We start from the raw sequence: 12150 nt of genomic DNA on the forward strand, positions 1-12150 counted from the left end.
ATGACGTCCACGTTATCCTACTTCTCCAGAAGCAGGATCCCTCGTTGGAGGAATCACCCTCTCCTGGAGGAGAGGGATGGGGTGAGGTGCCTTTGTGCTCCTCTAGGCAAAGCAGCATAACTAATGGAGATTCTTCGGCCCCTTGGGCCTCTGAATGACGTCCACGTTATCCTGCTTCTCCAGAAGCGGGATCCCTGCGGTGTAGGGATCTCCCTCTCCTAGAGGAGAGGGACGGGGTGAGGTGCCTTTGAATGAAGGGCACTACACCGGCATCTCTACCTTCAGGAAATTGTTGGGTTCCTGTGGGTCTTTCACGTACCAGGCTGGATTGCCAAACTCGTCTTTGCCCAATTTTGCGCCGGCTACCGGAGGGGCCGCAAAGGGCGATCCCGAAGTTCTTCTTGCTGATTCAGTTTCACCGCCATCCGATTGCTTTCCTTGGCCAATACCTGTTTTTGTACTACTTGCAGCCGAGGTCTCTTTGTCTTTTGCGGCAACATAAGTGTTTGTGGGTGACACATTGTTATTCGCCAAAACTACCTGCTGCAGCATTTCTACTTGCTTGGAAAGCAACTGTAGCTGTTTGGAAAGCAGTTCGATATGGAGCTTTGTATGTTCCAAGGAATTTGAAGCTTCATCGCCCTTGGAAGGGATGGCTACCACCCCAGCCTTTTGTTCCATAACCGAAGCAGTTTCCCCATGGTAGGTTGGTAAGACCGGAATGCCGGTAGCTTTCACTTCAGGAAGGTTTTCATCCAAATAGGACACCACCGCATCCATATCCAAGAGCGATTCATTCAATTGCCTAAAGGTAACTGTCAGGTCGAATTCCCGCTTGAACCCAGCTCCCAGCTGAATCAATGACAGGGAATCAAAACCGATCTCGAAAAAGGATGGATTGCCGGCAGGGACATCCAAACCGGTGATCTCCCTGATCAAGTCGACTACTTTTGCCCTTATTTCGGATTTCCTACCCATTCCGATTGGGTTGCTGTTCGTTTGGTTGGATTGAGATTGGGCAGCTTGCTGGACAGGAATGGCCTCAATGACGGGTGTCTCGACCCGATACTCGGCTTTTGGTTCAATCCATATCCTTTCCCTTTTGAAACTATAGGTCGGCACCTCTTGGGAAAGCCCAGTGTCGGGATGGATAGCTGTCCAATCACCCTGGATACCCTTTTGCCACATAGTACCCATTTGCGTCAGGAAAAACTCTATTTCCTTTTGTTGGGCATTGATGCTCAGGAAGAATTCCCTTCCTTTCGCCTTGGGAGATTGTTTGATCAAGGTACTTAATACATTGCCAGGACCCACTTCCAAGAAGGCCAATGGCATGTCCAAATCCAAGAGGGTTTCGGTCGCCTGTTGGAACCTGACCGCTTCGCGCAGCTGACGGGACCAATAGGCTGGGCTTATCGCCTGTTCATCGGACATAAATGCCCCGGTCACCGTCGAAATGATGGGGATTCTTGGCTTGTTCAGGTCAAGGGCGGCCACAATTCCCTCAAACTCTTCCAATATCGGATCCATCATATGGGAGTGGAAAGCATGACTGGTTCGGAGCACCTTTGCTGCGATATCCTTGGTCTCTAGCAATTCTGCAAATGCCTGGATATCGTTTTCTTCTCCTGAGACCACCATCTGGTTGGCGGAATTGATGCCCGCGATAGACAAGTTCTCCGGAAGCAGGAAACGTACTTCTTCCTCTGAGGCACGTATCGAAAGCATCTTTCCATGGCGAAGACCTGCAATCATGCGACCACGCATGGCCACCAAGCGAATGGCATCTTCCAAGCCCATCACGCCTGCCAAATGGGCAGCTACGAATTCCCCGATGCTATGTCCACAGAGAACGACCGGTTGGATACCCCAGGACATCCAAGTTTTGGCTAAAGCGTATTCTATGGAAAAGATGGCAGGCTGGGTAAATTGGGTATTTCTCAGGTTTGATTCAGCTTCCTCATCCGAAACTTCCGGAAACAGGATTTCAAGAATCGAAAAGTTCATGGATGTTTCCAAAATCAAGTTGCAGGTATCCAATGCCTGCTTGAATACGGGCAGGGTCTCATACAATTGACGGCCCATCTGCAAGTATTGGGAGCCCTGACCGGGGAAGAGAAATGCAAGCTCATGGTTTTGCAAGCTGACCTTTTCGGGTTGTTTGGCCTTTGATAGGTTCTCCTTCAATTGCTCCATATCCCTTGCCACGACGAAATTCCTAAAGGAGTAATCCGTCCGATGGTGCATCAGCGTCGCTGCGATCTTCGGCAGCCACACGGGTGATTTTGATTTGGAGAATTTCAAGAGGTCGGCGGCGTATTGTTCCAAACTCTCCTTGGATTTTGCAGAAAGAGGAATCAAATAGGCAGGTGTTTGGTAGCTGGCACTTTCCTGCTTCGCTGTAACAGGAGACTCCTCCAAAACCACATGGACATTGGTGCCGCCCACGCCAAATGCGCTCACTCCTGCAAATCTTCTTCCGGTTGAAGGCCAAGATTGATGCGGTTTTGGCATGAAGAAGGGGCTATCCGTCAAGTCGATGCTTGCGTTCAATTGCTTGAAATGCACCTGTGGAAAGAATTTCCTTTCCCGCAAAGTGAATATCCCGCGGAACAGTCCTGCAATGCCGGCAGCGGCGTTCAGGTGTCCCAAATTGCTTTTGACGCTACCCAAGGCGCAATAGGTGGATTTTCCGGGAGAACCAAATGCAATTTTCAGGCCTTCGATTTCAATCGGATCACCGATGGGCGTGGCGGTGGCATGGGCTTCAACATAGCCAATTTCGGAGGAGCTTATACCCGCATCGGCGATAGCGGCTGCGATTGCACCCGCTTGCCCTTCTGCACTGGGGGCAGAGAAACTGCCTTTTTCACCGCCGTCATTGTTGACGCCGACGCCTTTGATCAGGGCATAGATGGTATCTCCATCCCGAAGCGCGGCTTGGTAATCCTTCAGCAGGACTGCCCCCACCCCATCACTGAATACGGTACCCGTCGCGGCAGCATCGAAAGATTGTACACGACCGTCCTTGCTGTTCACCCCGCCGTCATCAAACAGGTGTCCGCTTTTTGTGGGCGACTTGATGCTGGAGGCGCCGGCAATGGCCATTTCGCACTTGCCCTGACGGATGGCCTCCGCCGCTTGTGCCACAGCCAATAGTGCTGTCGAACAGGCGGAGTGCACACTGACGGCGGGTCCCGTCAGGTTAAGATGATAGGCTGTGCGGGAAGCGATATAGTCTTTTTCATTCAAGGAATTCACCAAAAATTCCCCATATGAATTCAACAATTCACGGTGGGAGGCAAGGTTGTGCCAAACGTAGGTATTGTTGCTGCATCCGGCAAACACGCCGATCGGCATCGCTTCATCGGATTTACGGTAGCCTGTTTTTTCCAAGAGTTCGTAAGACACCTCCAAGAACTTCCGCTGCTGCGGATCTGCAATGGCAGCCACTTTGGGATTGAGTCCAAAAAAGGTGGAATCAAATTCATCATGCCCCTCGATAATTCCCCTTGCACCTACATATTGGGGACTGTTGCGCAAGGATTCCGGAAGGAAGGGATCCAATTCCTCTTTTTTGAAAAAAGAGATCGTATCACGGCCTTCTTGTAAAATCTCTAGGAACTCCTCAGGAGTATTGGCTCCGGGAAAGCGGAGGGCCATTCCTACGATAGCCACATCCTTGGACGATTTGGGGGACTCTGTTCCTTGCGTTATCGGCTGTTTTGAACCTTTTTCCTTGACGAAATAAGCTGCGATCTGCGCAATCGTCGGAATCTGGTACATCTTGATGATGGGAAGATCCATGTTACCCAATTGGCGGAGTTCGGCCAATACCTTTTGGGCTTTCAGGGAGTTCCCACCCAATTCGAAGAAATTGTCATGTACGGATACCTTGTCGTAGTTCAGGATTTTGGTAAAGACCTCGGCGACAAGCTTCTCCGTGGGGTTTTTGGGGGCCACATAGGCCTCTGCCCAATCCGGCCTTTGGTTTTGGGGTTTGGGCAATGCCTTTTTGTCCACTTTTCCCGAACTGGTTTTTGGAAACTCCTCAATTTCCACCAGGATGTCCGGGATCATGTAATCAGGAAGCGACTGCTTGAGCACCTGCTTCACCTGTGTGATGCTGGATTTCTTGCTATCCAGAAACTGCACATAGCCGCAGAGGTATTTTTGGCCTGCGGCATCGTAATCCAATTTGACCACTGCTTTTCTGACACCGTCTACCTGATTGATAGCCAATTCAACCTCCCCGATTTCAACCCTGTTGCCACGGATTTTGACCTGATCATCTTCACGACCCTTGTAATGGTAGAATCCATCGGGATTTTGTACCACCTGATCCCCAGTTTTGTAGAGCGTAATGGTCTCGCCTTCGGGAGATGTCCAGCGGACAAATTTCTCATCGGTCAGGTCCTTTCTGTTCAAATAGCCAAATGCCAAACAATCGCCTGCAATATGCAATTCTCCCATTTCTCCGACCGGAAGGACGTTCATGGATTTGTCCAAAACATAAATCTTGCAATTGGCTACCTCTTTACCGATGGAAGGAATGTCATCCCAAGCATAGGGGTCACCACCAAGGACAAATTCCGTCACGTTGACCGAGGCTTCCGTAGGTCCGTAGGCATTTTTAAGGAACAAATGCGGGATTTTGCTGAAAAACACCCTGATATTGTCCGTGATTTTCAACAATTCGCCCGAAGTGGAAATTTCGGTCAAAGAAGCTGGGAACTGTTTGGAAACCACCGCCTCTTCCGTAAAATATTGAAGGGCCACGTAGGGAAGATAAACCCTGTTGATAGCATTCTCCGAAATATAGTCCAGGATTTTAGCGGGGTTCAACCTTTGGACCCCTTCGATCAAATGCAGTTCCCCACCCGAAAAAAGAGTCCCGAAAATCTCCAGGATGGACACATCAAAGCCAATATGGGCAAATTGTAGGGTCCTGACACCCGGACTAATCCAGGGATACTTATATTGGTAATTCACATATTCACAGAGACCGAGGTGGCCGAGAATAACGCCTTTGGGGTTTCCAGTTGACCCGGAGGTAAACAAAATCGCGGCCCAATCTCCCCTGTAGGACACAGTTTGTGGTATTCCTTGGGCAATGGCATCGAATTCAATTCTTTGCAGGCCCAAATTTCCGTAAATGGAATCTTCTTCCCGCCTTGCCAACACAAAGCTGATCTCAGAGATCGATACCATGTATTTCAAGCGGTCGATGGGGTATTCCGGGTCGAGTGGCATATAGGCTTTCCCCGATTTCAGGATGGCCAACATCCCGACGATCATTTCTATTGATCGAGTGGTACTGAGGCCTATGATTTTTTCATCGGGAGCGAGTGATTCAATGGCTGCTGCCAAGGCAGCGGATTGCCTATCCAATTCGGCATAGGTGATGGATTTGTCGCCGAATACTACGGCTTTGTGATCCGGAAAGCGGTTTGAAGCAAGTTCAACGAAGGAATGTAATGTTGTCGGTTCCATGGCGTTCATGTTACAGGAAAAGAATTTTCAGCGAGATAGGATACTATTTAGTAAAGAAATTAGTCGTGGGTGATCTTGATTGAAAGGTCCTTCAGTGTTATCAGACTACCTTTCGTTGACAAAAATAAATGTTGTAAATTGAAATGCAAATATTTGGGTGTGAAATATTTTTTAGTGTATTTAAAATAAAATACTGGTTTCAAATCCCAATTCGATATAAACTTATTAAAATCCACGCAATCAAAAAAATAGCTTTCGATATACTCCAGCAAAGTTAACTGTATCTCCATTTACTTTGGAATTACACTTTTGTGCCGTTGTGAATATGCAATTCGCCACACAAAAATCCAAAACCTCCCGCTATTTTCATTTCAGGACCAAAGGTCTTGACGCGGTAACCACATTGCCAGCCGAGTCAACCGCATACACATAGGCCCTTGCCGGTTTGTCGGGAATTTTGATTTCTACAAATTGCCCATTGTTGATTGTCTGTAAAATAGAGGTCCTTTTTTTCCAATCCTCGTCGTACACGACCCAAGAATAGTTCAAGGTAACTAGGTACTCATTTGTCACCGCGGCGGAAAGCCAAAGCCCTTCTCCGGGAGATACCGGATCCCAATGACCCACTATGGTGATGTCGGGGAAATTCTTGGTTTTGGAAATATCAGGTCGCCAGGCATCTTGGAGGTAATAATAGGCTGGTTTTTTTCGGCCCAAATAATCCGTAATGCCAAACCAGGTCGCCGAGCCTTCAGTCCTATCGACCCAGCTGAAGGCCATTCCCCCAAGGTTTTTTCCTTGATTTTTCAAAATATATTCCTCCCATTGCTTTTGGTACCACTCGGCCTTGGCGAGAGAGGATTGTTCAATCGCAAGTCCGCCCGTCTGGTAATCCCCCAATTCCGTGTTCCAGTACCCTTTGGGACCAAACTCGGTGACCACATAAGGCTTGTCGGGATAAAAAGTATCCATGATATCTTGGAGCTGACTGATATTTTGCTCGTAGTATGAATTGATACCGAGTCCATCAAGATGGGGGGCGAACGCTTTGTATTGCACGATCGCGGCAATCAAGCGCTCATTATCATGCTCTTCCGAGGAAAATACTGGCCTTGAGGGATCAATTTCCTTGATTTTGACTGCCAAATCGTTCAGAAATTCCAAGTAACTTCTCCTGACAACTGTCAAGTACGGCTGGGCATAATGCTTTTTCAGCAAGCCCCATGTTTCATTGCCGATATTCCAAGCGATGATGGTTTTGTCATCCTTGCGTTGCCGGACGGTCGACAGCACCCGCCTTTCGTAGGCCTTACGTTTTTTCTCATCCGTGTAAAAATCCGTTTTTGGATCAAACCAAAATCCGAACATCACCATCAGTCCCTGCTTGTTGGCCTCGGAAAGTATATTTCGGTCATAAATGCCCGGCTCATACCTCCTAATGGTATTGGCCCCCATTTCCTTGATCTTGGAAAAATCAGCTTCCAATTGCCTCTTTGAAAGCGGCATAAATCCCTCCTCCCAGTCGTGACCCGCATTGTAACAGACACCTTTGATGTAAAAAGGTTCCCCATCCACCATTAGCTTGAATCCCGAGGAATCTTGGACCAAGGAGCTTGGCGCTTCGTAATTCGATATTGTGGAGTCTTGTGCTCTCCGATTATTTCTCCACAGATACAGGTCCAAATCCGCCAAATGATCCACAATTCCACTTAGATCAAAGGTCCAGTCTATATATGCCTCGTCATTGGAAGGGCGCCAGTCGGTAATCCAATTTCTATCCCAGTCACTGAAGAAGATTACCAAAGACCTTATTTCAGGAAACTTATCTTTGATTACAACCAACGATTCATTTACCCATGCTTTCCCGTTCTCACCCCGATAAGATGTGGAACCGAACTCCGCCAGCATGACGGGAATATCAAATCCCTTCTCCTCGATCTTGGATTTGAATGGTCTGTATATCTCTTCAAAGGTCTTGGAGGACATATCTTTGCTGGCCGATCCATAGTTGAGAGCGGTCAAACCAATCCAGTCTACATATTGAATGTATTCTCCTTCGGGAAAATAGGCATCAAACCCTTCGGTGGACCACGGACTCCAAACCCACGACACGTTGTGGGCACCGAGCTTTTCAAATCGCAGGTGGACGTATTTCCAAGCAGCCACAAACTCCTCCGGTGTATTACTCCCTGACCTAGACCAGGGGTACATAGGGTTTTCCATCTCGTGAGCAAATCTCAAGAAAACCGGTGAGTTCAAATCCCGCAAGGCAACTGCCATTTGATCGATATACCAATCAAAATAGCCATCCAAAATATACCGAAATACCTTGCGGTTGTTTTTGATATCCTCGATTTCCGCATAGGCGGCAAAATCGCTGGTCCAGGGTTCCCAAGTCACCATGGGAATGGCCCCGTGTTGGATGATTTGCCTCAATTTTTCCTGTGGTAGTGGCCCATCTCCCCAGGCCAAGTAGGTAGAAATGATGGGGAATTGGAAACCGGCATCGGCTTCGTGCTTTTGAATAAGCGCTATATTGGTTTCAAAATCAAAATGTGGGTCATAAATCCCGGCATAAAAGCCACCTAGTTCCTTTTCAATTAGAGTTTTGGGTGTGGGATTTAAATAACGATCCTTACCGAGATGCAATGAACTCAACAAGAAGAAACCCGATGAAAGGAATAGTACTACCAAAGCCGTGTAAAAAGCGATCCTACTGAACTTCAGGTAGGAGAAATGCCGTTGTTCGAGGTTGACAGCATTCCTCAACCACTTGAATTTGGCCTTGGCATTGTTCACCCAGGTTGTTTGGCCGATTGCGAAAGCCCCAAAGAATATGATCGAATTTACGGCTGCAAACACCGCCATCAACATGCTGTAGGGTTGCCAATCGACATATAAACCGTATATCAGGGCAATTGCGGATATCAATGCAAGCACCAAATTTGGGAATCCCAGCAAAAACTCTCCCTTCGTTGAGTGTTCTTTTGGAGTGGGGATATAGGGAACTTTAATATTTAGCAGTGTATAAATGAATCCGATGATGAATATCCACCAAGTACCTACACGAAGCATTCCCCCTACCAAGTGAATTCCTCGTTCTTCGGAATGATTGAGCCATGCTTGTGCATAAAACCGATAGAGTAGACTGAATAGGAAAAATGGGGTGAAATAGACAAAAAACACCTTGGGATCCATCAGCCAAGGATACTCGCCCGTAATTAAGGCCAAGGCCGGTACAAAAACATCAATCAGGGTGATAAATCCGAACAGGTAGTAAATCGGCAACAAGCCATAGTGTATCTTTTGGCGCCAAGTGAATTTGAAAAACAGCTTTGGGAAAAGATTGAACCAAAGATCAAAGGTACCGCGACTCCATTTCAATTGTTGTTTGTAATAGGCGGAAATACTGCTTGGAACCTGCCCCCGTGATAAAATCACAGGCTCATAGGCAGACTTCCATCCCTTGGCATGGAGCAACATGGAGGTATGCATGTCCTCGGTCAAACCGGGGGCATGCCCTCCTATCGAGTCCAATGCTGCCCTCCGGAAGGTGCAATTGGCACCAATCGCTTGGGCGGTACCATATTCCCCCATCGCCTGCATATAGGGTCCATAAAACAAATAGGTCTGTTCTGCAGCGCCTTGCGCAATGAGGGATTCCTTTTGATTGCCATATGCCTGTACGACTTGCACGTAGCCGATTTCAGGATCATCAAAATGGTGCAAGACATGATCCAAAAACTCAGGAAACGGCGCATGGTCCGGATCTAAAATCACGCATAATTCACCCGTGGCCTGCTTGAGTGCATTATTGACATTTCCGGCCTTTGCGTTTTCATGTGTTTGGCGGGTCACATGCACAACGCCAAGTTCCCGACAAAGGCGCTTGGCAATAGGATCGTCTCCTTCATCGCAGAGGTAGCTCGTATGGGGATATCTCACCGCTATCATCGCCTTTAGCGTTCGCTCCAGCATGTCGTACGGTTCTCCGGGAACGAAAGTGGTCAGCATGTCGACGCTATATTTCCTAGTAGGCTGCTTGGGATTAGCTGAAACGGGACGCGGTTTTGGCAGACCAGCAAAGTGGTACCATTCAAACCCAACCTTCAACAGTTTGAAGATCAAGGAAATCATCAAAAGGTAGTAGGTAAATCGATAGCCAATCCTGACTTCCTCAAAAAATCCATATAAAAAAATGACCAAGGATGAAATTGCAAGCAAGAGGATCAGTTTCCCCTGAAAAAGTTTCCCGTTCATAAAATAGATTAGGTGAAATATTTTAAAGCAAAAAACATTATTTTATTTCTAAAAAACAATTTTGTCGATGTAAAATAAAATTTATGTTTATTTGGTAAATATTTGGATTATTTTTGAACACAAAAAAGAAAAAAGAAATACAAAATGAAAAGCGATGGCTTGGGAATAATATTTTGCTTCCTAATTCTACTTGGGATTTTTTCATCCTGTCACAAAAAAAATATTGAAAATCAGACACCTACCGTAGCGGTGCGTTACGAAAATGGAAGGGCTTTCCTGTACAGGAATGGTGCCCCCTATTACATCAAAGGTGCCGCTGGAACTGAGCATATGGATAAGGTAGCGGCATTCGGCGGGAATTCGATCAGGACTTGGAACCTGCAGGATGCCGACAGCATTTTGGATAAAGCCCACGAACTTGGTTTGACGGTGACGCTAGGAATCGAAATCGGGCGCCCACTTTGGGGAAATGATTTCGCCTACTGGAAAACTTGGGAAGTGGATAAGAAAATAGAAGAAATAAGGCCCTTTGTAGAGAAGTATAAAGATCATCCTGCCCTGTTGATGTGGGGGGTTGGGAATGAAGTGAAAGGGTATGGAGGTGGAACTAGGTTAGAAGTTTACTATATTACCAATCAAGTCGCGAAGATGGTCAAGGAAGTTGATCCAAATCACCCAACAATGACTGCTTTGAATCATTCATCCAAAATTGACTTCCTTACCAGCCTAATTTTATCACATATCGATATCTTGGGTTTTAATGCCTTTAGAGACTTAGACCGCATGTCTGGAAAGATATACAGCAAAGACGGATGGAAAAAAGCCTATATTTTTTCCGAGTGGGGAACTTGGGGTCATTGGCAGGCACCAGAAACCGAATGGGGTGCGCCCAAGGAATTGAAGGACGCTGAAAAAAGACATGCCATGGAGCAGAATTGGAATATCATGCAGCAGGATTCCTCCCTTCTTTTTGGGGGGTATGCTTTCTATTGGGGACACAAGCATGAGGGTACCCAAACCTGGTTCAGTTTCTTCTCCAAGGAAGGTCTTGAAACGCCTTCCCTTCAGTTTTTGAAAGAAGCATGGTCTGGAAAAACGGTGGAGAATTCCGCTCCTTATGTCAACGACATTTCGATTGACGACCCGAAAAGTTTTGTCAGGGACAATTTATATTTGGAAAGCGACAAAATCTATACGGCTAGTGCACTGGCAGAAGATCCCGAAGCAGACTCATTGGAATTCATTTGGGAAATCAGGGACGAAGAAAATTACTTTCTTGATAAAAACTATTCCAACCCAATCGACTCCCTGATTGTGGATACAAAAGGGCCAAGAGTCCAATTCAAGACCCCAAAAGATGAGGGTCCTTTCAGGATTTTTGTCCATGCACTTGATGGCCGGGGGAATTTCTCCTCCTACAATATCCCATTTTATGTCCTGAAAAGGTGAATTAAGGGTGTTATTGATTCAAATTTCCCCTTTGCTTGGCACTACATGACAAATAAAGATTTTATTCCTCTACCCAAGCTTGCATTCCTCCCTACGTTCCTTGAATAACCCTCACCCCGCCCCAATAGGCACCCATCTTGTGTCTCATATCTCCTATCTCAAATCTCTCTGTACCCTACCTACCTATACCTCCATATCGTCCAAAGAATTTTGTACCCTGCCCCAAACACGCCCTTGACAGTACCGGAGACTTTGGAGACTCCGATACGGCGGCGGTAGTCCACGGGAACCTCGGATAGCTTCCAGCCTTCTTTGGCTGCCTTGATCTGCATCTCGATCGTCCAACCGTAGTTTTGGTCCTCCATGCCAAGAATGCTCAGCTTGGCCCAGCGGGCAGCACGAAATGGCCCTAAATCGGTAAATTTCACCCCATAAAGGTAATCCATCAGGCGTGTGGCCAACCAGTTTCCAAAACGCTGCGGAATGGTCATGCTGCCCCGTTCCCTTTTTCCCAAAGCCCTGGAACCGATCACCAAATCGGCCTTTCCTTCTTGGATGGGCCTGATCAAATCTATCATCTGCGCCGGAAAATCGCTGTAGTCCCCATCCAAAAAAACAAGGATGTCAGGTTGTGTTTCCTGCTTCGATATCCAAGCCATGCCGGTAAGGCAAGCTTTGCCATAACCCATTTGGGGTTCGTCCAAGACGATTGCGCCGGCATTTTCTGCTGCTTGGCGGGTATTGTCGGTCGATCGGTTGTTGACCACCACATTATTCCTTACAAAATCAGGGATTTCAGCGATCACCTTTCCGATGGATTGCTCCTCGTTGTAGGCGGGAATCAACACATCTACTACCGGGAATTGTTTTCCTTGCATTTGCGAATTGACTGTTGACAAATTTTTCTCATTCATTCTATGTGTTTCCAACGGCTTTCCTGAACAAAGC

Annotated in this window: 4 protein-coding genes; 1 reads left to right on the forward strand and 3 read right to left on the reverse strand. The window is 47.1% G+C overall.

Features of this window, described 5'->3' with window-relative positions:
* Positions 1-261: 261 nt before the first annotated feature.
* Together L0U89_RS03555 and L0U89_RS03560 are read right to left on the reverse strand one after the other, a co-directional pair.
* Entirely contained in the window at positions 262-5493 is a 5232-nt protein-coding gene (locus L0U89_RS03555; protein WP_234860260.1) for a polyketide synthase, read from the reverse strand.
* A gap of 366 nt (positions 5494-5859) precedes the next feature.
* The gene (locus L0U89_RS03560; RefSeq protein WP_234860261.1) at positions 5860-9753 is read right to left on the reverse strand and encodes a glycosyltransferase; all 3894 of its coding nucleotides are present in this window, start codon (positions 9751-9753) and stop codon (positions 5860-5862) included.
* A 249-nt stretch (positions 9754-10002) separates the two neighbouring features.
* On the opposite strand from L0U89_RS03560, the gene L0U89_RS03565 reads away from it, so the two are divergent.
* Positions 10003-11202, forward strand: a complete 1200-nt coding sequence (locus L0U89_RS03565; protein ID WP_234860262.1) for a glycoside hydrolase family 2 TIM barrel-domain containing protein — start codon at positions 10003-10005, stop codon at positions 11200-11202.
* Between the two features lie 179 nt (positions 11203-11381).
* Here L0U89_RS03565 and L0U89_RS03570 read toward each other — a convergent pair whose 3' ends face one another.
* Positions 11382-12080: a glycosyltransferase family 2 protein gene (locus L0U89_RS03570; protein ID WP_234860263.1), complete on the reverse strand. Its 699-nt coding sequence runs from the start codon at positions 12078-12080 to the stop codon at positions 11382-11384.
* Positions 12081-12150 lie beyond the last annotated feature (70 nt).

This window comes from Mariniradius sediminis, assembly GCF_021491425.1.
Taxonomy (GTDB): Bacteria; Bacteroidota; Bacteroidia; order Cytophagales; family Cyclobacteriaceae; genus Mariniradius; species Mariniradius saccharolyticus.